Raw genomic sequence first — 22,999 nt, forward strand, 5'->3', positions numbered from 1 at the left:
TTAAGGCACAAACAGGTTAATACCAAAAGATAGACAATCGAGTTAAGATTTGATATAATCGCCAAAAACGAGAGTATTTTACTTATGATACTTGACAAATTTTTGAACCTAAAAGGAACCTCTATTCAAGGCTATCGACACCTAGAAAATATCGGTATAGTTTTCCGAATCGAATCGAAAAATAAAAAAGCAACGGCTCGACTGATCTCGCCGAACGTCCTGTCCTCGTTGTGGGTTAGAGAGCGATAAACTACACCAAAATCATCGACATTTAGTCAAAGATTTACCGCTCTCAGGCCAACCAGTGTACCTACAAGTTAATCGTCGTCAATTTAAGTGCGATAATTGTCGAAACCCCTTGAGCGAAGAGTTAGATTTTGTCGCCAGTAAACGAACCTATACGAAAAGACTAGCCGAGAATATACTTGAACAATTAAAAGAAGGAGATATTTTAAATGTTAGCCGAAGAAATGACGTAACGGAAGAAGAGATTCAAAGAATGCTAGAGGACATTGCTGAAGAAATTACCGAGCCAGACCTATCGGAATTAAAAAGACTAGGAATTGATGAAATCGCTCTAGTCAAAGGACAAAAAAATTACTGTGCGGTTTTAGTAAATTTAGATACGGGAAAACTAATAGCTATTCTAGAGAAGCGAACACAAGAAGAGTTGAGGAAAACCCTTACAGGCTGGGGAAAAGAGGTGTTAGAGCCAATTGAAGAAGTGAGCATAGACCTTTGGTTGCCCTATAAAAATTTGGTGAAAGAATTGATGTCATCGGTTGAATTAGTCGCCGATAGATTCCATGTAATGAAACAAATTAATCAAGAGTTAGACGAACAGAGAAGAGCAGAAAAAAGAGCCGTAGAAGCGCAGAAAAATAAAAAACAGAAAGCGGAAGAAGAAGCGAAGCTAGAAGTTTTAAAGCGAAGTAAATATAGCCTATTAAAAAATGAAGAAGATTGAACGGAACCCCAAAAAATTAAACGAGAAGCTATCAAAGAAAATTGGCCAAATTTGAAAAAGATGCAGGAATTAAAGGAAGAATTCAGAAAGATTTATGAAACCTCAGAGAATCCGACAGAAGGACTGCTATCTATCTCGGAATGGTTGGCAAAATCCTCCAGTGTTTTTACCAAGAGTTGTCAAACAATCCGAAACTGGTTTGGAGAAATCATTAGTTATTTCGAGCGAAGGACAACGAATGGATTAGTCGAGGGAATCAACAATAAACTTAAACTAATAAAACGAAGAGGCTATGGCTTGAGAAACTTTCGGAATTTTTGGGTTAGAAGTATGTTGTCTTGGCATCTTGTCTGTTGATTTAGCATAAAGAGTAACGAAGAGCCTTACTGACTGATAATATTACTTTGTGTTGGGTACATGAGGGACGACATTATAAGAAGTTGACTCCTTATGTTGCTTGTCACCAAAAAGCTCTTGATAAATTCCTGGATGATTTCTGGGATTACTACCGAGACTTGCTGGCTTACAAAGATGCACCCAGTCAACAGATGGCAGAAAAACTCCGATCTGAGTTTTGGAAACTTTTCGATACTCAAAGCGGTTATCAACAGTTGGATGAGCGAAAACAATTAACCCTGCTGAAAATTTCGGAGTTGCTTTTAGTCTTAGATCATCCCGAATTGCCCTTGCATAATAATCCGGCGGAGTTAGCTGCTAGGACGATGGTGCAGCGACGTAATATTAGTTATGCTACTCAAACTCTGACAGGGGACTCAGGCTTGGGATACTTTTATGTCCCTTGTTGCTACTACTCGGAAATTAGGAATCAGCTTTTTTGAGTATGTTCGTGACCGCATTTCCCAACTTGGTAATATTCCCTCTTTGGCAACTACTGTAGCGAACGAGTTAGTGTGATCAGCGGTTGGTGGCGTGGTTCCACGATCGCGCCAATGGTGTTTGAGGGGTACTGTAATACAGAGTTGGTGTGTGAGTGGATAGAACAATTGCTATTACCCGAACTACTACCCGGTCAAATTATCATCATTGATAACGCCAGTTTTCATCCCAAAGAGAGAATCAAAAAATTGTTAGCTAAAGCGGGATGTGAAGTGCTATTTTTACCCGCCTATTCTCCAGACCTCAACAAAATTGAAAAGTTCTGGGCTAGATTGAAAAACTATGTTAGTCAGATTATCAATGATAGTGAAAACCTTGTGGATGCTGTGAGTAAAGCCTTCAGGCATCTGTCCTAACTAACTCGTTCTATGCCATATTACCCGAACTACTACCCGGTCAAATTATCATCATTGATAACGCCAGTTTTCATCCCAAAGAGAGAATCAAAAAATTGTTAGCTAAAGCGGGATGTGAAGTGCTATTTTTACCCGCCTATTCTCCAGACCTCAACAAAATTGAAAAGTTCTGGGCTAGATTGAAAAACTATGTTAGTCAGATTATCAATGATAGTGAAAACCTTGTGGATGCTGTGAGTAAAGCCTTCAGGTATCTGTCCTAACTAACTCGTTCTATGCCATATTACCCGAACTACTACCCGGTCAAATTATCATCATTGATAACGCCAGTTTTCATCCCAAAGAGAGAATCAAAAAATTGTTAGCTAAAGCGGGATGTGAAGTGCTATTTTTACCCGCCTATTCTCCAGACCTCAACAAAATTGAAAAGTTCTGGGCTAGATTGAAAAACTATGTTAGTCAGATTATCAATGATAGTGAAAACCTTGTGGATGCTGTGAGTAAAGCCTTCAGGTATCTGTCCTAACTAACTCGTTCTATGCCATATTACCCGAACTACTACCCGGTCAAATTATCATCATTGATAACGCCAGTTTTCATCCCAAAGAGAGAATCAAAAAATTGTTAGCTAAAGCGGGATGTGAAGTGCTATTTTTACCCGCCTATTCTCCAGACCTCAACAAAATTGAAAAGTTCTGGGCTAGATTGAAAAACTATGTTAGTCAGATTATCAATGATAGTGAAAACCTTGTGGATGCTGTGAGTAAAGCCTTCAGGCATCTGTCCTAACTAACTCGTTCTATGCCATAGTCAGATTATCAATGATAGTGAAAACCTTGTGGATGCTGTGAGTAAAGCCTTCAGGCATCTGTCCTAACTAACTCGTTCTATGCCATATGTCCTAACTATCCCGCTCTTTGCTATATTATTCGTGAGCAGTCTTCTCTCAATCACTTTGCTTGTTCATGAATACCAGAATAACTCCTGACCCCGATATATTGAGGGGATACAATTTAATAATCAAGTTGGTGCGTTACAGCTACAATATCGGCGATCGCAATGAAAAAAGCTCCCCACTTCCCCAACACTGAATAATAGGTTCCCATCTCAGTGATCTGTGTTACCATTCGGGGTAAATTCAAGCGATCTCCAGACACCTATGAGCAAGGTTCTCGTGTTGAATGCCTCCTACGAACCGCTAAATATTACCAGTTGGCGGCGCGCGATCGTTTTATTGTTGAAAGGAAAAGCTGAATCCCTAGAACATAACGGAAAAGTGGTTTGTCGTGACTTACCGCTACCTTCTGTTATCCGTCTTAGGCAATACGTCCGTGTTCCCTACAAGGAAATTCCTTTAACCCGTCGTAATATTCTCGAACGAGATCATCACACCTGTCAATACTGTCTCTACCGAGGTGAACAATTAACCATCGATCATGTGATTCCCCGTTCTCGCGGAGGGGGTGATACCTGGGAGAATTTAGTGGCGGCTTGTGTGCGTTGTAATGTGCATAAAGGCAATCGTACACCAAAAGAGGCCAATATGTCCCTGCACGCCCAACCCCGTCGTCCCTACAGCAGTCTCCACTTTGAGCTATTAAAGCACACCAGGGAGAATCACAATCACGAATGGCGTAAATATGTCATCGGCATTTAGGGTGAGAAGGGCATGGTGAAACCAAGACCAAAATTGATTCCCATGCCATTATTATTAGTCTGGGTGCGAGGATTGGCAACTCCCGTGCCTAGATAAACTGAACAACCGCGACAGGGGGAATTGACTCGGTAGCGCACCGCCATGGGATCATTGGGATCGGTGATAGTTACTCCCTGATGGTTTAAATCTTTAATTAGATTGGTGACGGGTTTGAAAAAATCGGCGCTGGGGGGTTGACTTGGTTGCAGTTCTAGGGTTTGTTCTTGGGAAGCAAGAACGATTTCCGAAGCGATAATTAGCAGCAGAGAGGTAGTTAAGCCAAATAAACCCAGATTATTTTTGATCTTCATCTTTTTTATCACCGAGAGATTGTTAATTTCTTCTGGTGAGAATTCTAGCGTTTCCTCACCGGAAAGGAACCTTAATCAGTAAAAAAATTTACTAATTTCTACCATACTTATAATAAGCGGCACAAGCACCTTCACTAGAAACCATACAAGTACCGATGGGATGTTCAGGAGTACAAGCAGTCCCAAATACTTTACATTCCCAGGGTTTTAAAACACCTTTAAGAATTTCGCCACACTGACAAGCTTTGTGATCTTTAACGCGCTGATTGGGTAAAGTAAATTTCTTCTCCGCATCAAAATTACTGTACTCATCTCGCAGTTTTAACCCTCCTTGAGCAATTTCTCCTAAACCTCGCCATTCAAACTGATCCCGCAGTTCAAAAACTTGGTCGATTGCCGATAAAGCGACTCTATTTCCTTGATTTTGTACCACTCGATCGTACTGATTTTCGATCTCACATCTCCGCTCATCTAATTGTTTTAATACCATCCAAATTGATTGGAGAATATCCAAAGGTTCAAACCCAGAAACTACCACAGGTTTATGATATTCTTGGGCAATAACTTGATAGGGTTCTGTGCCAATTACCATGCTGACATGACCAGGACCAACAAAACCGTCTAACTGTAAATCTGGGTTATCTAACAAGGCTTTCAGAGCGGGAATAATCACCAGATGATTAGAAAATAAACTAAAATTATTGATGCCATCTCTTTGTGCTTCTAAAACGGTTAAAGCTGTGCTAGGAACGGTTGTTTCAAAACCTAAGGCTAGAAATATTACTTCTTTATCGAGATTTTCTCTGGCAATTTTTAAGGCATCGCGAGGAGAATAAACCATGCGAATATCATCACCTTTTGCTCGTGCTTGCAGCAGACTCAAATGGGAACCGGGGACACGCATAGTATCGCCAAAAGTTGTCAGAATTACGTTCGGTTGTTGTGCGAGAAAAATGGCATCATCTAAACGACCTCGCGGCATCACACAAACGGGACATCCAGGACCATGAATTAATTCGATAGTTTCTGGAAGTATTGCCTCGATACCGTATCTAAAAATTGAGTGGGTATGACCTCCACAAACCTCCATAATTTTAGTAACTTTTTGCCGTTTTTCAGAGATTCTTATCGATAATTGTTCAATTTGTTGAATTAATCCTGCCGCTTTGACGGGATCACGAAATTCATCAACGTATTTCATAACAAGCTTTCTCTCTATAAGTGGTTGGACAAAAGTAAAGTTAATAAGCTGTTCGTAATTTAAATTGCTTGTTGAGACGAGGCAAAAGGCACTCTTGCACTCTTGCAACAGTAAAGGGATTGGGGGAGGTTCGGCTAATCTAAGAATAAGCGGTTTAAATGCGTCTTAGCTTACTGGATTCGGTCGCCGGTCGTCAGTAATAATTGCCGTAACTTACATTTCTTAAGATAGACAACAGCATTAATTTATGGGTGACTACTTTAAGAACATTAATTATGATTAAATTCTTCCTCTAATTCCGCTAATTGTGTTAATAAATTTAAGGTTTCTTGCGCCTCATCTTCATCGATTCGATTCATGGCAAAACCCACATGAACTAATACCCAATCCCCTACACAAGTATTAGCAGGATGGTCTTCATCAACAATGCAAGCGATATTTACTTCTCTTTTTACACCCCCCACATCGACGAGAGCAAGATGATGGTTTTCATCAATAATTGCCGTAATTTGTCCCGGTATGCCTAAACACATAGTTTTTACCTTAAATCTAGTTTTTGTTAATTATGCGCCGATTTTTGGGCTAGAGATTGCAGTAATATCAACTGACAGCCCTTCTCATAAAGATGAAGTATAAGCTAATTTGGTATTGACTCCCGACGACTGGCTCCCCAAAAGGAAAACGTAATCAAAGGTTATCCTTTTTACTTGGTCTTACCTGCCATTCTGGACTATTGCCCTCAAGAACAGCTTTTTTCCCGTATCTTTTTTAAGATTTCCCCTGTCCCAGACTCTGGATAGTATAGCAAAGAGCGGGATAGTTAGGACATAATAGAGAAAAAGAAATGAGGAGAAGCTTTCATGGCAGCACCCTATAGTGATGATTTAAGACAGAAAGCAGTGAGTGCCGTAGAGCGAGGGGAGAAAAAAAGCCATGTCTGTCGCACCCTCAATATTAGTCGTAATACATTAGACCTATGGCTGAAACGGAAGAAACAAACTGGGACGGTGGCCGCTAAAACTAACTATCGTCGAGGGCCGAAGCCCAAAATTGACGATTTAGAAGCCTTTCAAAAGTTGGCCGAACAATATGGGCATTTGACCCAAGAAAAAATGGCGCAAAAATGGGCTAACCCAGTCAGTAGGATGAGAATTGGTCAAGCGCTCAAAAGAATTGGATTTACTAGAAAAAAAAAACTTATGGCTACAGAGAAAGAGATGAAGAAGCCCGAAAAGAGTTTCTCCAAAAAATCAGAGGTTATGCCCCGGAAAGATTTGTCTATATTGATGAAGCTGGAATAGATAACACCATCGATTACCCTTATGGATATTGTCACAAATCAGAAAGATTTGAGGCTTTAAAGTTAGGTCACTGTAGCGAAAGAGTTAGTGTGATCAGCGGTTGGTGGCGTGGTTCCACGATCGCGCCAATGGTGTTTGAGGGGTACTGTAATACAGAGTTGGTGTGTGAGTGGATAGAACAATTGCTATTACCCGAACTACTACCCGGTCAAATTATCATCATTGATAACGCCAGTTTTCATCCCAAAGAGAGAATCAAAAAATTGTTAGCTAAAGCGGGATGTGAAGTGCTATTTTTACCCGCCTATTCTCCAGATATCAACAAAATTGAAAAGTTCTGGGCTAGATTGAAAAACTATGTTAGTCAGATTATCAATGATAGTGAAAACCTTGTGGATGCTGTGAGTAAAGCCTTCAGGCATCTGTCCTAACTAACTCGTTCTATGCCATATCTAGGCAAGGGTAAAACTTTTGTAAGTACCTAGGGTTTGCCGAAAAAGTCTGAAATGCCGATAGGAAAAAGGTTTCGACTCAATAAAGTCGAGAAAAAAGGCAGCAAAAAAGGTAAAATCCCCTAAAAGCCTAGCACTTTTTAGTACATAAGTATCGAATAGCCACCGCAACTCCATCAGAACCCGAATCATTTCAACTCCCCTTTGGCGGAAAACTATCAGATGAAAACCGTTGGGTTATTATGACCAACTTAATTCCCTGGCAAAAATTTGAAGAAGAATACGCGCGCATGCTTCTCCGAAAACAAGGGTGCGCCCGCCTTACCATTTAGGGTGGCATTGGCAGCATTAATTAGGGCTTGCTGAAAAAGCCTAAAATGCCGATAGGAAAAAGGTTTCGACTCAATAAAGTCGAGAAAAAAGGCCCAAAAAAAGGTAAAATCCCCTAAAAGCCAGGCACTTTTTTTTATTCAGTACGGATGTATCGTATCTCGACAGCAACTCCATCAGAACCCGAATCATTTGAACTGCCCTTTGGCGGAAAACTATCAGATGAAAACCGTTGGGTTATTGACGTTGCTGAATTAAGCTATGAATCAGTAAGGAATAGGCACTTCTTGAAACTTCAGGCTCTTCGGTAATTGTTATGCAAATAATTAACTTAAAATAAAATTCGATGATAGTGCCTACGCTCAAAAATAGCTGAAATTTATACAGGGAGAGATTTTAGACACAAACAGGTTAATACCAAAAGATAGACAATCGAGTTAAGATTTGATATAATAGCCAAAAACCAGAGTATTTTACTTATGATACTTGACAAATTTTTGAACCTAGAAGGAACCTCTATTCAAGGCTATCGACACCGGGAGCATCCCAATTATGTAATGAGTATAAATGCTCAGAAGGGTAAGAAGGCTTTTGTAGTAACGATTCTGGTTCCAATCACACAATTTAGAGAACCGTTGAAAATCTATGAACTCCCGAAAAGGCTTGCCATATAAGTATTTCGTATCTAAGTACAATTGCTTATTGCAAAAGTGGGATGCTCCCAGTACAAATCTGGGAAAACAGGAGGGAGAGGAAGCCAATTAATTGGTCACAAAACCCACATCAAACCCAACCAAAAAGCAGTTAAAGCCCACACAGAAGCGATTAAAGGTGTAATCAAAAAACACAAAACAGCACCTCAATCAGCCCTGATTAGTCACTTAAACCCAATCATTAGAGGTTGGGCTAACTACTACTCAGGAGTAGTATCTATGGATACCTTCAATAAACTAGACAATACAATCTGGTTAATGTTAAGGGCATGGACAGTATCAAGATGCGATAAAGCGAACTACGAAAAGCTGAGAAACTACTTTAGACCGGGTACAGTTAAACTCAGCAATGGGAAAGAAAGACAAGAATCTTGGTTATTTAAAACCAAAGACGGTCTCCAACTATGGAAACACAATTGGACCTCAATCGTCAGACATACCCTAGTACGCCCCGACGCATCACCTTACGACGGAAATTGGACTTACTGGGCGACCAGACGAGGACAAGCAATCGACACACCGACAAGAGTAGCCAAACTACTTAAGAAGCAACAAGGCAAGTGTAGCCGATGTAGGCAGTATTTCACCCCATCGGATTTAATTGAAGTTGACCACATTCACCCTCTCAGCTTAGGCGGAAAGGATGAATATAAAAACCTTCAATTGCTACACCGCCACTGTCACGATGATAAATCGGCATCTGATGGAAGCCTAAAATCATCTAGTTTGACATCATCTGTTAAACAGGATAACATAGGGTTAACCAAAAGAAGTCAAGCTGTATCCTTAACAAGGGAACAGTCAAACTAGGAGCCGTGTGAGGTGAAAATCTCACGCACGGTTCTGAATGGGAGGGGAGGTCGGTGACGACCTTCTCGACCCCTAATATTATAATTTCGTCGTCAATCCTATGATTTTGCCAGGTAGTACCGTTCGAGTCACCAATCCCGATGATACCTACTATAAATTTGAAGGTTTAGCCCAGCGTTTAAGCGATGGGAAAGTGGCCGTTCTTTTTGAGGGGGGCAACTGGGATAAGTTAGTTACCTTTAATCTCTCGGAATTAGAAGAAGTAATTATTGCCCCGGCTAAAGGCAAAAAATAACCATGCGTCCACCCTTACCGCAATTGGCTACGGATAACCGCCATCCCGATCATATCGCCGAAGTTATCGAGACGACGACGACCGAGTTTTTAGCGCAATGTTTGGAACCAGAGGAGTTAAACTTTCCTTTTATGCCCGCTTTTGGTAGTTGGGTGAAAGCCTACGATGAAGAAACGGGTAATAAGATTTTTGGGATTGTCACCTTTGCCACCACTGCCCCCATCGATTCGGTACATCGCGCTAGAGCTTTGGGGTTGTCTTTGGCTGAATTGCGGGAACAACAGCCGCAGATTTTTGCTATGTTAAAAACGGAATTTCGGGCAACTATTGTCGGTTTTGAAACCCTGCCTGGACAAGTTAATGGCAATGGTGCCGGGCGAGGTTATATCTATCAATATATTCCTCCCCGGCCTCCACAAATTCATCAGGCAGTTTATCAATGTGAGTCGTTAGAAGTGGTTTATTTTAGCGAACAATTAGACTTTTTAAGAATTTTATTACAGGTCAAGAATACTCCCGTGGAAGCTTTGGCAGCCGCTTCTATCCGTCAGATGTATCAATTACGTCAAGCCGATCGACAGTGGTTAGTAAATGTGGGCAGACAGTTAAGTGTTTTACTCAAAGATGATTACGATCGCTTGCGTTATATTCTTAGTCAAATTCATATTCACGCTTAGATTATTCGGCTATCTGGGCGCTCTTAGAGTAGTGAAAATCCCTCACTCCCTCTCTTTGTGTCCTTTGTGTCTTTGTGGTTAAGAAAAAAATCAGCAACCCTTGGCTATTCTCGCAAATGTAGGGAATGTTGGTGTCGATAGCCTTGAATAGAGATTCCTTCTAAGTTCAAAAATTGGTCAAGTATCATAAGTAGGGTTTGCGGCAAAAAGTTTTTCGTGGGGGCAGGGTGTGGGGTGTTGGGGTAGTGGGGTGGTCACTGCGTGCGCGTTGCGGGGGGTAGTGGGGAATTTAGCTGAAATTTCCCTAAATCCCTATCTCCCTATCTCCCTAAATCCCTGTCTCCTGACGACCAACTCCCCAAAAACTTCACCATTAGGATAACTGCTGTACTCTAGGGGCGACCGAGAAAAAATTTTCTCAATTTGCCTTTACCCCAAGAGCGATCGATTTCGTGCCAGAGATTGTGGAGACAAAAAACCACTGCGAGACAGAGAGTAACCGCAAGGATTTGAGAGAAACTTTCCCTTTGCCAAAATTTGGCCATTGCCTCCGAAATTACCCGCGTTATCCGATAAGCTTCCAGAAAACCCTCGATCGAGCCGAGAATCAGTGCTGCTAGGGTGTAAACAAAGGTTCGATACAGAACGCTAAGGTAACGGGGTCGATTTTCTAACCATTCTAGCTTCAGGGCCACGTCGAGAATGGCCACGGTTTTTGCGGCAATGATCGCCCCTAAGATCGCTTTACCCAAAACGTAGGTGGTAATCGAATACTCTTCCAGAAATAATTTCATGATCAGAAGAATATAACCGAAAGCCAAGAAAAAAAAGAGGGTAAGAGAACCGATTTTTTTCAATTCCTTTTTAATTGCTTCCATTGATTTTTTTTGACATTTTCTGCCAATATAGCGGCTGCGCTGCCGGATAGTCCTATAACTATAAGCTATAGTTAATTATTTGTTGCAGCTATTCTCTCATCTCCACCAGCAAGTTTGATCGCTGATAACTGAACTGATGCTTGAAACTAATTACGGCTTGATGAATAAATCTAAAAACCTTGTTGTATAAGACTTTTAGACTTGTTTTCCCTCAAAAAGTGCCGACCTTTGGAGTGATTAGGGGGAAAATTCCTGGACTTTTTCCCTGAAAATTAGGTAATTGACCACCTGAAAATCGGTAAAACCCCACACCCCACACCCCACACCCCACACCCTGCCCCTAGGAAAAGCTTTTTCAGCAAACCCTAATTACAGCTTGATTGTCGATAAAATGAGGATTGCCGAGGGGATCGATGGCACTGAAAGCGTAGAAATAACGGCGTACTAGGGGCGGAAAATCGCTAAAATCGAAGATTGTGTCACCTTGGGCCACATCTGCCCAAAAATTTCGTAATTTCGGGGCTAATTCCTCCGCTAGACTCACGGGAAGATTGAGGGGATGGCAGGTTAACAAACGCATCATAAAAGGATAAGAGCGATCGCCTAACCATTGCCGAGAAATAGCGGGTAAATTCTCCCATCCGGGTATATTTTGCAGATGAAAGGATTCTATGGCTAATTCAACCGTGTTTTCGCAATATTCTAGCACCCGGTAGGGATGGGGATAACTGACGAGGGAACCGGTGGTAATTTCATAGATACCTCTAGCAAAAGCCAGATCCTGCACGTGGAGATGGCCAGTAATCAACAATTTTACGCCGTTTTCCTGTAGTATATCGAGTAGTTCTACCGCATTAGCCAACATATAGCGTTTACCTAATTCATGATTGCTTTGTCCGGGTAAATGCTCGATAACGTTATGATGGATCATCACCATCACTAGATCGTTTTTTAGCGCTGGTAAAATCTGTTTTAACCAATGCAATTGTTCTGCATCTAAACTGCCAATTTGTTTACCTTGGTCATCGAATTGATTAGAATTAAGACCGATTAATTGCACTCCGGGTAAAATTTCTTTTTGGTAGTATATTTGTTCGGGGTCGCTGTAACCAAATTGTTGATAATAAAAGGGAAAATCTGCTAAACCGATCTGGTTTTCTGTTGCGGTTAAACTCAAAACATCATGATTACCCGGCACAACATAGACGGGAAAGGGTAAAGTGGCTAAACAATCGGCTAACCAACGATGATTTTCTGGTTCACCATCTTGGGTTAAATCGCCAGCAATCAGCAGAAAATCGAGGTTAAGGGTGATGAGATGGTCTAAAACAATTTTTAAAGCGGGAATACTCACTTCCACCAGATGAAAGCGATTAGAATGGTTTAAAATGGTTGTGGGTAAAGCGATATGAGGATCGCTGAGAATGGCGAAACGGAAATTCATCGCATTGAATTGGGCTAAATATCGGTAAACTAGATCGATCGAGGAGAAATGAGGAGAAAATATCTTTGGCTAAAGTTCGCGTTCGTCAGCACGTCAATCCCTTAAGTCATAAATATCGCCATCCGATCGCTCCCCCCGATTGGAATCAAGTTTATCAGGATATGACGCAACCTCTCCATCTTGACATTGGTTGTGCGCGGGGTAAATTTTTGTTACAAATGGCCCAAGTATATCCAGAAATTAATTTTTTGGGGATTGAAATTCGTCAACCTTTGGTAATTGAAGCGAATCAGGAACGGGAAAGGTTAGGATTAAGTAATCTCGCTTTTGTTTTTGGCAATATGAATGTTTCCCCAGAAATTTTACTGCAATCTTTGCCCGCAGATAAGTTATTTTGGGTGTCGATTCAATTTCCCGATCCTTGGTTTAAACAGCGTCACAGTAAGCGTCGAGTTGTGCAGCCAGAATTAGTAATAGCTTTGGCTAAGTATATGGTAGCTGGGGGCTGGGTTTTTTTACAGTCGGATGTGGAATCGATCGCCCTGGAAATGACCGAGAGATTTCAAGCACATCCCAATTTTGTTCGGCAACATGAAACCCCCTGGTTAGAGGAAAATATTTTCCCCGTACCGACGGAAAGGGAAAAGTCCACTTATAATAAGGGTCAACCAGTTTATCGCTCGCTTTTTCGAGTTCGGTAGCTTCAGCTAAATATCTTGGCACTGTCTGAAATCATGGTTAGAAATCTCGACTCACCCCTAATACTTGAGGACAATCATCGCCCCCCCGTCTCTCAATTGCTGGAATTTCTCTTAACCAAAGAAAAAAACACTAAAAAAACTAAAGAAAATCTTACTTTTGAGGCTTTAGTCGGTACTTGGCGATTATACTTTATCACAGGAACTCAAAAAGCGAAAAAGAGAGCGGGAATTGTTTTGGGTAAGGGTCGCTATCTACCGTCCTGGTTAAAAATTACCATCTCTTACCAAAGAAATGAGAGCTTAGAACCGGGAGAATTTATCTCTGGAAGCGTCAGCAATCAGATAGTTTTAGGGGCGGTAAAACTATCCGTAAGCGGTCCAGTTAAGTTTTTTCCTAAAACCCGTCTTCTCGCCTTTGATTTTACCCGGCTCAACCTAACCCTATTTAATCGCTCTCTCTATTCAGGTTTTATTAGAAATGGGCAGGTAAGTGAAGCTAATTTTTATCAGGAAAGTATCAAAAAACAGGCATTTTTTGCCTATTTCCTGATCACAGAAACAATGATGGCAGCCCGGGGACGAGGGGGAGGATTAGCCCTTTGGGTAAAAGAGGTAAGTGAGACAAAACTATCTGAAAAATAAGTTATTAGAGGAGAAATAGATGGGATATTCTATCGATGTAGATGGGACAAATTTTGACAGTGAAGTGATCGAGAAGTCCTATCTAAATACAGTGATTTTAGACTTTTATGCCCTGTGGTGTGGACCATGTAAATTGGTAAAACCGATGCTGGAAAAACTGGCAAGTGAATATAATTTTATCCTGGCCAAAATAGATATAGATAAAAGTCCCGAATTAGCCGAACAATACGATGTAGAAGGAGTTCCAGATGTGCGAATTGTCAGCAAGGGAGAAGTGTTACCCTGTTTTGTCGGTGCTTTGCCAGAAGAACAAATTAGAGACTTATTTTACCGTCTCGATTTACAATCGGAATTAGCAACAGGATTAGCAGAAATACAAGAAGCGATCGCCCTCGATGATTTGCCCGCAGCTAAACAATTATTCGATCGTCTTTTTCCCAAATATCCCGACGAACCGCAATTAGTTATTATGGCGGTAAAATTTCTCATGCGTCTAGAAAAATGGTCAGATGCTTACCGATTAATCAGTGCTATTAAAGAAGAAAATCCACCGATCAAAGGTTGGAAAACTCTCCTAGAATTTCAACAGTTAAAACCAGAAAATAATCCCCTCGATCCGATATTTTTTACTGGGATTAATTCCGCATTAAAAGAAGATTATGCCGCCGCTTTAGATAAACTGATCAGCGTGGTGGGAGAAAGTAGAAAATATCGTCAGGATGGGGCAAGAAAAGCCATGTTAGCCATATTTCAGATTTTAGGAGTTAGTCATCCCCTCACCCAAGAATACCAAGCAAAGTTAACATTTCTGCTCTACTAGGTAGGGTTTGCGGCAAAAAGTTTGTTGGTGGTGTTAGGCTTCGGCCGTGAGCTCAGCGTTCGACCGAGCTCACGCCGAGGTCCGAACGGAGTCGGTCATCAGGAGTCAGGAATCGGTCAAAAGTCTAGCAATTCCCCGGGTAATTTCAACAAATCTATTCCTTGAATTTCTGTTGACAAATGCCAGGGAATTGCTAGGGACAAGATGCAGTTTATTTGTGGCGAATCATTTCATAGAGGGCAACGTATTCTTCCCCGGGACCATTCCAAGAGTAATCGCATTCCATACCTTGAATCGCTAATTTTTGGAATTCTTCCGGTTGAGTGTACCACAATTCTAATGCCCGGGACATGGCTGATTCGAGGGCATTATTATCGGGATCAAAAAAGACAAAACCATTGCGTTCTTCCGGTTGGTGATGGGTGTCATAATCGCGATCAAAAACCGTATTAACTAAACCACCAACTCCCCGGACGATGGGAACGGTTCCGTATTTTAAGCCGATTACTTGTGTCAGTCCGCAAGGTTCAAAATTACTGGGAACCAGAATCATATCGGCCCCCGCATAAATGAGGTGAGATAATTCCTCATTAAAGCCCAATTCAATATGGACATCAGGGTTATTATTTAGGTGATTTTTCTCGTGCCAGAACCAGTTATTAATTAACGATTCGGTGGCGGAACCTAAGAGGACAAATTGCGCCCCGCGAGCTAAGGCATAATACATGGCATGGTGAACTAAATGTACGCCTTTTTGGTCATCTAAACGACCAACATAACAAATTAAGGGCTTTTCTGCCTCATCTCTTAACCAGAGTCTTTCTCGCAGTGCCTTTTTATTGCCTGCCTTCTCGGAGAAGCTATCAATACCGTAGGGTGCAGCAATAAATTTATCCACTTCCGGGTTCCAGATATTGTAATCTAAACCGTTGAGAATGCCGGTAAATTTGTGTTGATGCAGGTGAATTGTATGACCTAAACCGTAACTAACATCGGTGTGGTGTGCTTCCCAAGCATGGTGAGGTGAGACGGTGTTGAAATAGTTGGAAAAGACGATGCCACCTTTCATAAAATTAATCACAAAAGGATTGAAGTTATCGCGCATTCGGGCATAGCTAAAGTAGTAAGTATCGTTATTTAATCCTGTTGCCCGGAGAATTTCCGCACCGCCAAATCCTTGATGTTTAAAGTTATGGATGGTATAGAGAACGCGCTGATTGCCCATACCATGATATTTATAAATTTCAAAAAGTAAGGGCGGAATTAAACCGGTTTGCCAGTCGTGACAATGAATTATATCGGGACGTTTATTACTTCTGAGCAAAAATTCTAAAGCGGCTTTAGAGAAGAAGGCAAAACGCATATTATCGTCCTTACAACCGTAGTAAGTACCGCGATTAAAGAAATTATCCCCCGAATTGGGTTGAATAAAGAAACACAAGCGCCCGTGTACCCAACCACAAAAAACGTTACAGTGAATTGCCCCATCGTACCAAGGCACCCACAGATCGCGATAAGCCTCGTGTAAGCCCCAAATTTGGTCGTAGCGCATACAATCATACATGGGTAGGATTAGCTCCACGCAATGACCGCGAATTTCCAATTCTCGACTCAATCCATATACCACATCCCCCAATCCCCCAGCTTTAATCACCGGGGCGCACTCAGAGGCAACCTGAACTATATACATATATCAATAACTCCCTCGATTAATCTACAGGTCAGCTAGAAGCAATTTTTACAAAAGTATACAAGCTTCTGTGATTAAATGACTCGATCAATCGAATTAGTTGCGGGTTGGGGAAGTGGGAATTATGAATTATGAATTATGAATTATGAATTGGGGAGTGGGGAATTTAGCTGAAATTTCCCTAAATCCCTATCTCCCTATCTCCCTATCTCCTAAAGATTAACAGCGTTTTAACTGTCCTAGGAGCAAAATCACCTCATCGATGCCGTTTCTGAGAGTAGTGGCGGGTTGATCGCTGTTATTGACGGTTATGCTAAAGATTAGGGGTTGATTGTCGGCGGTTTCTAGATAACCAGCGAGGGCGACAACTCCGGTTAATGTCCCGGTTTTTGCCTGTAATCGTCCTTCTAGGGGAGTCTGGCGAAATCTATTGGTTAAAGTGCCATCAATGCCGCCAATGGCTAAAGAACGACGATAATCAGGGTTTTCTGCCATTAGTTGTAAAATTTGCCCTAAAGTCTTAGGTTTAATCAGGTTTTGTCGTGATAGCCCCGAACCATCGCCGATTTTATAACTATCGCTGTTAATTCCCAGTTTTGTTAAAGTTTCTTGCAATCCCGACACACCGCCGAGCATTTGTAGTAGGGTTTCGGCTAGTAAATTATCGCTATTTTTATTGACTTTTTCCACCAAATATGCTAGGGGTTCTGATTCTAAATTGGTGATCTCATGGCCGAGAATCTGTGAACTAATTTCTGCGTTTTTAACGGTAATTCCCGCTTTTTCAAGGATATTACGCCAGCGAGCCAGGAAATATTCCGAGGGTTGGGGAATAGCTAAATTAAAATCATCTTGACTATCAATAGCCAGAGAACCAGTGATAATTAGGCGATTATTGGCTAAATTGCCCTTAATTGCCAGAGTATTCGGGCTTCCTTGCCCTGCGGTGCTGGTTTGATTCTCAATTAGCCATTGTTTAGCGGCAATGGGATCAGACCATTGTAAATCTAAGCTTTGCCCCAATTGTCGCGGTAAAAGCTTTAAAGTGACGGAATTTTCGTTTAAAACCAAGCTAGAAGCGGGTACAGCATAGTCAAAAAAGACATCTTCCCATTCCCAGGTTTTTTGACTATCGGAGACGACAAAAGGACTAGCAACGACAATTAAGCGAGAAATTGAGTTAATTCCCCTTGCTCTTAACTTTTCTGCTAATTTTTCTAACTTTTCTGTGGTTATGGTTGCATCTCCCCTCCCGACTAAGGTTAAAGTTTCTAAATCGGGGGGGTTGCCCTGGGCTAAAATGGGGGTTTTCAGACGATAATCGCGGTTAAATTTGCTGAAAGCGGCGGCAGTGGTTAATAATTTCGCAGTAGAAGCGGGAGTAAAAAAGTTATTTTCGTGGAGACTATAGAGATTTTCCTGAGAATTAAGGGATTTTACGAAAATTCCCCAATAAGCGCCTTGATAATCGGGTCGGGCCAAAATGCGATCGATCCTGGTGGCTAAGTCTGCGGGACAGATAAACTGGGAAGGGGGGGAATTGTCTTGACTGATGGGGGTTGCGAGGGTGACGGGATGGTTTACCCAGAGAAATAGGGAACAAGTTCCCAAGAGAAAAGATAATTTCGAGCGGCGTGTTAGCATAGAATTAAGTCTTGGCAGTAGTCAAATTGGCTCTAATTTAGCAGCATTAGTGACTATATTGTCCTAGTTACTCGATAGATTCAGTTAGGGATTGATCCGAGATATTCTCTATCCTTTTTTGCCCAGAAAGTTTTTTGATGCCGTCAAATTTCTATTTATTCGCGAGGATATTTTTATGAGTTATGATTTTGATTTATTGGTGATTGGTGGTGGTTCTGGTGGTATTGCCACCGCTAGACGGGCAGCCGAATACGGGGCAAAAGTGGGATTAGCAGAATACGATCGTTTGGGAGGAACCTGTGTTAATCGCGGTTGTATTCCCAAAAAATTAATGGTTTATTCTAGTCGTTTTCCGCAACTATTTAAGGATGCGGAAGGTTACGGTTGGAGTCCGGTAGAGAGTCAGTTAAATTGGCAAAAATTAATTAGTGCCGTTAATCAGGAAACTATCCGTTTAAATGGCATTTATCAAAAGATGCTCGATAATTCTCAAGTGACGCTTTTTCCTAATTATGCCAAGTTTATTGATACCCATACCCTAGAGGTGGGAGATCAGAAAATTACTGCCGATAAAATTTTAATTGCCGTGGGGGGACATCCCGTTAAACCTGATATTCCGGGGATCGAACATACAGTAGTTTCTGATGCCATGTTTCAACTGCCAGAACAACCGAAAAGAATTATAGTTTTAGGGGCGGGATATATTGGGGTAGAATTTGCCGGTATTATGCACGGATTAGGGACAGAAGTGGTGCAGTTAATCCGTAAAGACAAGATTTTAAGAGGGTTTGATGAGGATATCCGCGATGAGATTCAAGGGGAAATGATCCGTCAGGGAATTAAAATTATGCCCGAAACTTTCCCCACTTCGATCGAGAAAACTGAAGAGGGGTTAAAGGTACATATTCAGGGGAAAGAAACCTCAGAAATGCTCTTTGTTGATGCCCTAGGATTAGCCGCTACTGGAAGAATTCCTAAGCTGGAAAAATTGGGCTTAGAGAATGTCAATGTCGAGGTAAAAAAAGGGGCAATTGTCGTCAACGAGTATAGCCAAACCAGTGAAGATAATATCTACGCCGTGGGCGATTGTACCGATAAAATTAATTTAACTCCCGTGGCGATTAATGAGGGGCGAGCTTTTGCCGATACAGTCTTTGGTAATAAACCCCGGTTAATGAGTTATGAAAACGTTCCTTCGGCAGTATTTTCTACTCCTGAAGCGGCGACGGTGGGATTAACGGAATTGCAAGCAAAAAAACAATATGGTGACACGGTAATTAAAGTTTATCGGTCTAAATTCCGCCCCGGTTACAATGTTTTACCAGGCCGAGAGGACAAAACTTTGATGAAATTAGTTGTCCATCAGGAAAGTGGTAAAATCCTTGGCGCGCACATGGTGGGAGATCACGCCGCCGAAATTATTCAAGGAGTAGCCATTGCCGTAAAAATGGGGGCGACAAAAGCCGATTTTGATGCCACTGTCGGCATTCATCCCAGTGCTGCCGAGGAATTCGTCACCATGCGTTAATTAACAATTTTAGGTGTGTTAGATAGGTGTTAAAAATTGTCAGCTACCCCCCTTATTAAGGGGGGCAGGGGGGATCAAAGACAAAATCTATCTTCAATTTAATTATAACCACTTACTTAAACCAACCTAACACACCCAATCTTTATGATTAAAAATCAACCTTTTTGGCTATTGACAACTGAGCCATTTTGTGATGGTTTTTCGGTTAATTTTTGAGCGAGATTTAAGATATCAGAGGGGAGCATAATCACGGTACTGGTGTTATTTTCCGCTCCAATTTCCGTTAACATTTGTAGGCGGCGTAATTCCAAGGCGGCGGGGTTTTCCATGATTAATTGGGAAGCTTCCGCTAATTTTAAGGAGGCTTCCTGTTCTGCGGCAGCTTTAATCAAACGGGCCCGTTTTTCTCGCAATGCTTCCGCTTCCTTGGCCATGGCCCGCTGCATACCGGTGGGAATTTCCACATCTTTCATCTCCACCCGTTCGATATCAATGCCCCAGGGTTCGCTAATTTCATCGACAATTTGTTGGACCGCTTGATTGATTTTGTCCCGTTTTTGCAAGACATCATCGAGATGATTTTGACCGACGACATTTCTTAAAGTGGTCATGGCCGCTTGATAAACGGCCGCGGGATAGGATTCGACTTTATTAATCGCTTTGCTAGGGTCGATAATGCGATAGTAGAGAACCGCATTAACCTTAATTGTGACATTATCGGCGGTGACAGTTTCTTGCGGGGCGATATCGACGGTTTTGGTGCGAATATCCAGCTGCATTTTTTGGTCAACTAGGGGAATGATCCAGTACAGTCCGGGGCCTTTGGTGTCTTGATAACGACCTAGGCGAAAGATAACACCACGCTGGTATTCTCGATCGATTTTAAAGCCATTTAATCCCAGAATGCCCGCTATCAATAGCAAGGGTGCTAAAAATTCCATATTAATTACCACTTATCGGGTTCAAGTTAATCAGTGTGCGGTGACATCTCAATTGCCATCTCCTCGCTCCTGACCACTAATACATTCATTCTAGAGAGTAACCGGGCTGTCGGGGAAACTCATAACGAAATATTACAATTTTTAGGAATTGCCTAACCAGCAGGGATGACTCGACTTCCAGACCCCGACCTGAGATAAACTACAGAATGTTATCAGAATTTACCTTGATATTATGAGCGTAGTTAGCCAAGTCATCCTCAAAGCCGACGACGAACTTCGTTATCCTAGTAGTGGTGAACTACAGGGTATCGGGCAATTTTTAAAAACCGGTGAGCAGAGAATTCGCATTGCCGAGACTCTCGCTGAAAATGAGAAAAAAATCGTCGATCAGGCTCAAAAACAACTGTTCAAGAAACGTCCTGATTATAGAGCGCCGGGGGGTAACGCCTACGGTCAGCGTCAATATAATCAATGCTTGCGCGATTATGGTTGGTATCTGCGTCTAGTTACCTATGGGGTATTAGCTGGAGACAAAGGACCGATCGAACAAACCGGCCTGATTGGGGTCAAAGAGATGTATAACTCTCTTAATGTTCCCATCCCCGGCATGGTGGAAGCGATTCGTTGTCTCAAAGAGGCCGCTTTAGCTCTTTTGACTCAAGAAGATGCCGTGGCAGCAGCCCCCTACTTCGACTTTATCATCCAGTATATGTCCTAAGCGATCGGGACAATCCCAGGGGCCTGAAGTCTGAAAAGGGGCAATTTTCGTCTCTTTCAGGGTTCAGGCTTGACTTTTTTCAGTGCTGATAACTGATAACTGATAACTGATTATGTTTTGGCGCATTATACTACTTACTTTTCTAATACCATCGGTCTATGGGCTGTTTGGCTGGTCGATCGCCCATGAGCGTTTATCATGGAGTGATTGGTTACTTGCCCGCGGTGATGAGATGAATTGGACTCTCACCAGCGAATGGCTAGAAATCATCATCTATATCCTAGCGGTAGGGGTTATCCTCTCAATTGCCCTAGGATTAACTCTGTTTAGTGACTTAATGCCGGTATTTTTCCGCAGTTGGTTTAAAAACGATATTAGCGCTGTATTATCAATTCTCGGCTGGTCTTTGGCGGTAGTCTTTATCTTCCACAAGTGGGCGGTATTTAGTCGAGTTTTAATTCTGTTAGCTGCTGCTATCCTCGGTCGTCTAGAACTTCAGGAAGCAGGTTACAATAGGTGGCAAGTTTTCCTGATGATCACCATTCTCTGCTTAGGTAGTTTTGGCTTGGGAATTTGGGCTTATAATCTTTGGGGTCACGAATTTCATCAAGTTACTACTGATTAATCTTATCTCTAATCTTTAAAAAGTATGCCCAAAAAAAATAACGATACCCTCAAACGAGTCTTAATTGTTTCCTCCGGTTTAGTATTTCTGGCTTTAATGATTGTGCCAACTTTAGGTTTATTGAAAAATAATAATTCTAATTCCCCCCAAGGCAATCAACCCGGGCAAGAGGCAACTATTCCCCCCGAAAAATTAGCAGAAATGGTCAAAGGGTATGAGAAAATTCTCGAACGCGAACCGGATAACCCCACTGCTTTGCAAGGACTGGCCCAAGCTCGTTTACAGTTAAAAGATTTTATCGGAGCCAGAGAACCTTTAGAAAAGTTATATCAAAAATATCCCGAAAATCTCGAAGTTATGCTAGTTCTTTATGGAACAAGATTACAAACTCAAGACGTTTCTGGAGCTAAAAGTCTCCTGGAAAAATTAGTCAAAACCTATCCCCAAGAACCGAAGTTTAAAGAAGAATTAACTCGTTTAAATCAAGCAATCGCAGAAGCTTCTAAACAGAAACCTCCAGAACCTCAAAAGTAATGAAAAAAGAATTAATTATTGAAGCTGGGCGAAGTGAAAGACAATATTGGCGGGATTTATGGCAATACCGAGAATTATTTTATTTCCTGGCTTGGCGCGATATTTTAGTTCGTTATAAACAAACTTTTATCGGCATTGCTTGGGCATTACTGCGGCCATTTTTAACCATGTTAGTATTTACCTTTGTCTTCGGTAAATTAGCCCGTTTGCCTAGTGATGGCGCTGCCCCCTATCCAATTTTGGTCTTTGCGGCGGTCTTACCCTGGCAATTTTTCGCCAGTTCTCTTGCTGAAGCTAGTAATAGTTTAATTGATAATGCTAATCTAATTTCTAAGGTATATTTTCCCCGGTTAATTGTTCCCACCAGTGCCGTTATTGTCAGTTTCGTTGATTTTTTGCTTTCAGGAATGATTCTGTTAGGGTTAATGGCTTGGTATAATTTTTTACCTAGTTGGCGCATTTTAACCCTACCTTTATTCATTCTCATGGCTTTTGCTACCTCTATGGGTGGGGGTTTATGGTTATCAGCGTTAAATGTTCAATTTCGAGATTTTCGTTATATCGTTCCCTTTATCATTCAGTTTGGGCTATATATTTCTCCCGTAGGATTTAGTAGTAATATAGTTCCAGAAAAATGGCGTTGGTTGTACTCTCTCAATCCCATGGTGGGAGTCATTGATGGTTTTCGTTGGGCGATTATCGGAGGTGATGCCGGCATCTATTGGCCCGGATTCCTGCTATCCTTGGCCCTAGTCGTTCTCTTGCTAGTCAGTGGTATTTGGTATTTTCGACGACTAGAAAAAAACTTCGCCGATATCATCTAACCCT

Annotated in this window: 26 protein-coding genes and 4 pseudogenes; 21 read left to right on the forward strand and 9 right to left on the reverse strand. The window is 41.7% G+C overall.

Going from position 1 to position 22,999, the window contains the following annotated elements; genetic code table 11:
* Positions 1–84 precede the first annotated feature (84 nt).
* The 7 genes and pseudogenes from RAM70_RS02240 (at position 85) to RAM70_RS02275 (ending at position 3,877) form a co-directional block, all read left to right on the forward strand.
* Positions 85–1,324: pseudogene (locus RAM70_RS02240) on the forward strand (ISL3 family transposase).
* A 47-nt stretch (positions 1,325–1,371) separates the two neighbouring features.
* Positions 1,372–1,806 carry an IS66 family transposase gene (locus RAM70_RS02245; RefSeq protein ID WP_312672118.1) on the forward strand — a complete coding sequence of 145 codons (435 nt, stop codon included), beginning with the start codon at positions 1,372–1,374 and terminating at the stop codon, positions 1,804–1,806.
* Between the two features lie 72 nt (positions 1,807–1,878).
* A complete protein-coding gene (locus RAM70_RS22840) occupies positions 1,879–2,220 on the forward strand; it encodes a transposase (RefSeq protein WP_376750873.1) in 342 nt (113 codons plus the stop codon).
* Positions 2,221–2,264: 44 nt separating this feature from the next.
* Entirely contained in the window at positions 2,265–2,483 is a 219-nt protein-coding gene (locus tag RAM70_RS02260; RefSeq protein ID WP_376750903.1) for a transposase, read from the forward strand.
* Positions 2,484–2,530: 47 nt separating this feature from the next.
* Entirely contained in the window at positions 2,531–2,746 is a 216-nt protein-coding gene (locus tag RAM70_RS02265) for a transposase (protein ID WP_376750904.1), read from the forward strand.
* A gap of 47 nt (positions 2,747–2,793) precedes the next feature.
* Positions 2,794–3,009 carry a transposase gene (locus tag RAM70_RS02270; protein ID WP_376750905.1) on the forward strand — a complete coding sequence of 72 codons (216 nt, stop codon included), beginning with the start codon at positions 2,794–2,796 and terminating at the stop codon, positions 3,007–3,009.
* Between the two features lie 370 nt (positions 3,010–3,379).
* Positions 3,380–3,877 (forward strand): HNH endonuclease, encoded by a 498-nt coding sequence (locus RAM70_RS02275; protein ID WP_012268298.1) that lies wholly within the window; start codon positions 3,380–3,382, stop codon positions 3,875–3,877.
* Here RAM70_RS02275 and RAM70_RS02280 read toward each other — a convergent pair.
* The 3 genes from RAM70_RS02280 to RAM70_RS02290 form a co-directional block, all read right to left on the reverse strand.
* Positions 3,874–4,227: a hypothetical protein gene (locus RAM70_RS02280; RefSeq protein WP_185237116.1), complete on the reverse strand. Its 354-nt coding sequence runs from the start codon at positions 4,225–4,227 to the stop codon at positions 3,874–3,876. The two genes, RAM70_RS02275 and RAM70_RS02280, sit on opposite strands and share 4 nt — an antisense overlap.
* A gap of 91 nt (positions 4,228–4,318) precedes the next feature.
* Complete coding sequence (gene hypD / locus RAM70_RS02285; RefSeq protein WP_312672119.1) at positions 4,319–5,428, reverse strand: hydrogenase formation protein HypD; 1,110 nt, start codon at positions 5,426–5,428, stop codon at positions 4,319–4,321.
* Between the two features lie 269 nt (positions 5,429–5,697).
* On the reverse strand, positions 5,698–5,961 hold the full coding sequence (locus RAM70_RS02290; RefSeq protein ID WP_045359865.1) for a HypC/HybG/HupF family hydrogenase formation chaperone: 264 nt from the start codon (positions 5,959–5,961) through the stop codon (positions 5,698–5,700).
* A 327-nt stretch (positions 5,962–6,288) separates the two neighbouring features.
* Between RAM70_RS02290 and RAM70_RS02295 the strand changes: the two genes are divergently transcribed.
* Together RAM70_RS02295 and RAM70_RS02300 are read left to right on the forward strand one after the other, a co-directional pair.
* Complete coding sequence (locus RAM70_RS02295; RefSeq protein ID WP_312672026.1) at positions 6,289–6,729, forward strand: IS630 transposase-related protein; 441 nt, start codon at positions 6,289–6,291, stop codon at positions 6,727–6,729.
* Positions 6,675–7,160: pseudogene (locus RAM70_RS02300) on the forward strand (IS630 family transposase); the annotation flags it as partial. The gene RAM70_RS02295 and the pseudogene RAM70_RS02300, both read left to right, overlap by 55 nt.
* Before the next feature lie 21 nt (positions 7,161–7,181).
* Here RAM70_RS02300 and RAM70_RS02305 read toward each other — a convergent pair.
* On the reverse strand, positions 7,182–7,373 hold the full coding sequence (locus RAM70_RS02305; RefSeq protein ID WP_312672120.1) for a hypothetical protein: 192 nt from the start codon (positions 7,371–7,373) through the stop codon (positions 7,182–7,184).
* Here RAM70_RS02305 and RAM70_RS02310 point away from each other — a divergent pair.
* The 4 genes and pseudogenes from RAM70_RS02310 to RAM70_RS02325 all read left to right on the forward strand — a co-directional run.
* Positions 7,340–7,535, forward strand: a pseudogene (locus RAM70_RS02310) (transposase); the annotation flags it as partial. The gene RAM70_RS02305 and the pseudogene RAM70_RS02310 sit on opposite strands and share 34 nt — an antisense overlap.
* Positions 7,536–8,233: 698 nt before the next feature.
* A pseudogene (locus tag RAM70_RS02315) lies at positions 8,234–9,034 on the forward strand (HNH endonuclease); the annotation flags it as partial.
* Between the two features lie 100 nt (positions 9,035–9,134).
* Positions 9,135–9,329, forward strand: a complete 195-nt coding sequence (locus tag RAM70_RS02320; protein ID WP_002759298.1) for an NAD(P)H dehydrogenase subunit NdhS — start codon at positions 9,135–9,137, stop codon at positions 9,327–9,329.
* 2 nt (positions 9,330–9,331) lie between these two features.
* Positions 9,332–10,006: an HAS-barrel domain-containing protein gene (locus RAM70_RS02325; RefSeq protein ID WP_045359852.1), complete on the forward strand. Its 675-nt coding sequence runs from the start codon at positions 9,332–9,334 to the stop codon at positions 10,004–10,006.
* A gap of 392 nt (positions 10,007–10,398) precedes the next feature.
* On the opposite strand, the gene RAM70_RS02330 is transcribed toward RAM70_RS02325, so the two are convergent.
* Positions 10,399–10,884: a hypothetical protein gene (locus RAM70_RS02330; protein ID WP_045359851.1), complete on the reverse strand. Its 486-nt coding sequence runs from the start codon at positions 10,882–10,884 to the stop codon at positions 10,399–10,401.
* 355 nt (positions 10,885–11,239) lie between these two features.
* The gene (locus RAM70_RS02335; RefSeq protein ID WP_287999420.1) at positions 11,240–12,328 is read right to left on the reverse strand and encodes a metallophosphoesterase family protein; all 1,089 of its coding nucleotides are present in this window, start codon (positions 12,326–12,328) and stop codon (positions 11,240–11,242) included.
* 65 nt (positions 12,329–12,393) lie between these two features.
* Here RAM70_RS02335 and trmB point away from each other — a divergent pair, with 65 nt between their 5' ends.
* From trmB to RAM70_RS02350, 3 genes are read left to right on the forward strand one after another with little or no spacing between them, the layout of a single operon-like run.
* Positions 12,394–13,029, forward strand: coding sequence for a tRNA (guanosine(46)-N7)-methyltransferase TrmB (trmB, locus tag RAM70_RS02340; RefSeq protein WP_312672127.1), 636 nt, complete (start codon positions 12,394–12,396; stop codon positions 13,027–13,029).
* Positions 13,030–13,062: 33 nt separating this feature from the next.
* On the forward strand, positions 13,063–13,671 hold the full coding sequence (locus tag RAM70_RS02345) for a hypothetical protein (protein ID WP_190381441.1): 609 nt from the start codon (positions 13,063–13,065) through the stop codon (positions 13,669–13,671).
* Positions 13,672–13,690: 19 nt separating this feature from the next.
* Positions 13,691–14,491 carry a tetratricopeptide repeat protein gene (locus RAM70_RS02350; protein ID WP_045359844.1) on the forward strand — a complete coding sequence of 267 codons (801 nt, stop codon included), beginning with the start codon at positions 13,691–13,693 and terminating at the stop codon, positions 14,489–14,491.
* 211 nt (positions 14,492–14,702) lie between these two features.
* Here RAM70_RS02350 and glgA read toward each other — a convergent pair whose 3' ends face one another.
* Together glgA and dacB are read right to left on the reverse strand one after the other, a co-directional pair.
* A complete protein-coding gene (glgA, locus tag RAM70_RS02355) occupies positions 14,703–16,181 on the reverse strand; it encodes a glycogen synthase GlgA (protein ID WP_312672130.1) in 1,479 nt (492 codons plus the stop codon).
* Positions 16,182–16,400: 219 nt separating this feature from the next.
* Positions 16,401–17,825 carry a D-alanyl-D-alanine carboxypeptidase/D-alanyl-D-alanine endopeptidase gene (gene dacB, locus RAM70_RS02360; RefSeq protein ID WP_312672131.1) on the reverse strand — a complete coding sequence of 475 codons (1,425 nt, stop codon included), beginning with the start codon at positions 17,823–17,825 and terminating at the stop codon, positions 16,401–16,403.
* 175 nt (positions 17,826–18,000) lie between these two features.
* On the opposite strand from dacB, the gene gorA reads away from it, so the two are divergent.
* A complete protein-coding gene (gorA, locus tag RAM70_RS02365) occupies positions 18,001–19,353 on the forward strand; it encodes a glutathione-disulfide reductase (RefSeq protein ID WP_312672133.1) in 1,353 nt (450 codons plus the stop codon).
* 155 nt (positions 19,354–19,508) lie between these two features.
* Here the strand turns inward: gorA and RAM70_RS02370 are convergent, their stop codons facing one another.
* Positions 19,509–20,294: a slipin family protein gene (locus RAM70_RS02370; RefSeq protein WP_190356574.1), complete on the reverse strand. Its 786-nt coding sequence runs from the start codon at positions 20,292–20,294 to the stop codon at positions 19,509–19,511.
* Positions 20,295–20,526: 232 nt separating this feature from the next.
* Between RAM70_RS02370 and RAM70_RS02375 the strand changes: the two genes are divergently transcribed.
* From RAM70_RS02375 to RAM70_RS02390, 4 genes are all read left to right on the forward strand, one after another.
* On the forward strand, positions 20,527–21,012 hold the full coding sequence (locus tag RAM70_RS02375; RefSeq protein ID WP_002769830.1) for an allophycocyanin subunit alpha-B: 486 nt from the start codon (positions 20,527–20,529) through the stop codon (positions 21,010–21,012).
* Between the two features lie 112 nt (positions 21,013–21,124).
* The gene (locus RAM70_RS02380; protein WP_312672139.1) at positions 21,125–21,637 is read left to right on the forward strand and encodes a hypothetical protein; all 513 of its coding nucleotides are present in this window, start codon (positions 21,125–21,127) and stop codon (positions 21,635–21,637) included.
* A 24-nt stretch (positions 21,638–21,661) separates the two neighbouring features.
* Entirely contained in the window at positions 21,662–22,171 is a 510-nt protein-coding gene (locus RAM70_RS02385) for a tetratricopeptide repeat protein (protein ID WP_045359834.1), read from the forward strand.
* Positions 22,171–22,995 (forward strand): ABC transporter permease, encoded by an 825-nt coding sequence (locus tag RAM70_RS02390; RefSeq protein ID WP_045359832.1) that lies wholly within the window; start codon positions 22,171–22,173, stop codon positions 22,993–22,995. Before RAM70_RS02385 ends, RAM70_RS02390 begins: the two co-directional genes overlap by 1 nt.
* Positions 22,996–22,999 lie beyond the last annotated feature (4 nt).

Source organism: Microcystis wesenbergii NRERC-220 (assembly GCF_032027425.1).
In the GTDB taxonomy this organism is placed as follows: Bacteria; Cyanobacteriota; Cyanobacteriia; order Cyanobacteriales; family Microcystaceae; genus Microcystis; species Microcystis wesenbergii_A.

Bases quoted from the DNA above. Each gene is read 5' to 3' on its own strand.
- RAM70_RS02280 (WP_185237116.1), bottom strand. From the start codon at position 4,227: ATGAAGATCAAAAATAATCTGGGTTTATTTGGCTTAACTACCTCTCTG.
- RAM70_RS02275 (WP_012268298.1), top strand. From the start codon at position 3,380: ATGAGCAAGGTTCTCGTGTTGAATGCCTCCTACGAACCGCTAAATATT.
- RAM70_RS02325 (WP_045359852.1), top strand. From the start codon at position 9,332: ATGCGTCCACCCTTACCGCAATTGGCTACGGATAACCGCCATCCCGAT.
- RAM70_RS02350 (WP_045359844.1), top strand. From the start codon at position 13,691: ATGGGATATTCTATCGATGTAGATGGGACAAATTTTGACAGTGAAGTG.
- RAM70_RS02380 (WP_312672139.1), top strand. From the start codon at position 21,125: ATGTTTTGGCGCATTATACTACTTACTTTTCTAATACCATCGGTCTAT.
- RAM70_RS02390 (WP_045359832.1), top strand. From the start codon at position 22,171: ATGAAAAAAGAATTAATTATTGAAGCTGGGCGAAGTGAAAGACAATAT.
- RAM70_RS02345 (WP_190381441.1), top strand. From the start codon at position 13,063: ATGGTTAGAAATCTCGACTCACCCCTAATACTTGAGGACAATCATCGC.
- RAM70_RS02385 (WP_045359834.1), top strand. From the start codon at position 21,662: ATGCCCAAAAAAAATAACGATACCCTCAAACGAGTCTTAATTGTTTCC.
- RAM70_RS02290 (WP_045359865.1), bottom strand. From the start codon at position 5,961: ATGTGTTTAGGCATACCGGGACAAATTACGGCAATTATTGATGAAAAC.
- dacB (WP_312672131.1), bottom strand. From the start codon at position 17,825: ATGCTAACACGCCGCTCGAAATTATCTTTTCTCTTGGGAACTTGTTCC.
- hypD (WP_312672119.1), bottom strand. From the start codon at position 5,428: ATGAAATACGTTGATGAATTTCGTGATCCCGTCAAAGCGGCAGGATTA.
- RAM70_RS02375 (WP_002769830.1), top strand. From the start codon at position 20,527: ATGAGCGTAGTTAGCCAAGTCATCCTCAAAGCCGACGACGAACTTCGT.
- gorA (WP_312672133.1), top strand. From the start codon at position 18,001: ATGAGTTATGATTTTGATTTATTGGTGATTGGTGGTGGTTCTGGTGGT.
- glgA (WP_312672130.1), bottom strand. From the start codon at position 16,181: ATGTATATAGTTCAGGTTGCCTCTGAGTGCGCCCCGGTGATTAAAGCT.
- RAM70_RS02370 (WP_190356574.1), bottom strand. From the start codon at position 20,294: ATGGAATTTTTAGCACCCTTGCTATTGATAGCGGGCATTCTGGGATTA.
- RAM70_RS02305 (WP_312672120.1), bottom strand. From the start codon at position 7,373: ATGATTCGGGTTCTGATGGAGTTGCGGTGGCTATTCGATACTTATGTA.
- RAM70_RS02335 (WP_287999420.1), bottom strand. From the start codon at position 12,328: ATGAATTTCCGTTTCGCCATTCTCAGCGATCCTCATATCGCTTTACCC.
- RAM70_RS02320 (WP_002759298.1), top strand. From the start codon at position 9,135: ATGATTTTGCCAGGTAGTACCGTTCGAGTCACCAATCCCGATGATACC.
- RAM70_RS02295 (WP_312672026.1), top strand. From the start codon at position 6,289: ATGGCAGCACCCTATAGTGATGATTTAAGACAGAAAGCAGTGAGTGCC.
- RAM70_RS02330 (WP_045359851.1), bottom strand. From the start codon at position 10,884: ATGGAAGCAATTAAAAAGGAATTGAAAAAAATCGGTTCTCTTACCCTC.